Origin of the sequence: Duganella margarita, from assembly GCF_009857535.1 — a bacterium.
Classification (GTDB): Bacteria; Pseudomonadota; Gammaproteobacteria; order Burkholderiales; family Burkholderiaceae_D; genus Rugamonas; species Rugamonas margarita.
In genome coordinates this window covers 1-546 of sequence record NZ_WWCS01000073.1, presented here as the reverse complement: position 1 = coordinate 546, position 546 = coordinate 1, and the positions used below count along the sequence as shown (strand labels likewise).

The window sequence follows — 546 nt, the reverse complement described above, 5'->3', positions numbered from 1 at the left end:
TATCGGGGCAGCCGAAGCTGGCCGCCGAGCCCTTGATCGCATGCGCCTCCAGCTGCGCCGCATGGAGGTCGGCGCGCGCCAGCGCCGCCGTCGCCTGCGCCACCCGCGCGCCGAGCCCGGCCTTGAAGGCGCGCACCAGCGGCGCAAATTCCGGCAGGTCGGCAAAGCTCAGCACGGCATCGGCAGCCGGCAGGTAGCGCGCCACCACCTGCTGAAAGCGGGCGCGCTCGATCGGCTTGGCCAGACAGTCGTCAAAGCCGGCGGCGCGGTAGCGCGCATGGTCCTCGGCCAGCACGTTGGCGGTCAGCGCCACCACCGGCCCGCGATAGGCGGCGGCGCGCAGCTGGCGGGTGGCGCTGACGCCATCGAGCACCGGCATCTGGATGTCCATCAGCACCAGGTCGGGCGCCTGCGCCAGCGCCGCCGCAACGCCCTCGGCGCCGTCGGCCGCGCACAACACCTCGGCGCCCATGCGTTCGAGCAGGGCGCGCACCAGCAGGCGGTTGTCGGCGCCATCCTCGACCACCAGCACGCGGCCGGCCACCT

At 74.2% G+C, this 546-nt stretch carries 1 protein-coding gene; it reads right to left on the bottom strand.

Going from position 1 to position 546, the window contains the following annotated elements; translation table 11 throughout:
* Nucleotides 1-546: response regulator (locus GTP55_RS29245; protein ID WP_161048261.1), on the bottom strand; the 546-nt coding region annotated here is incomplete at both ends.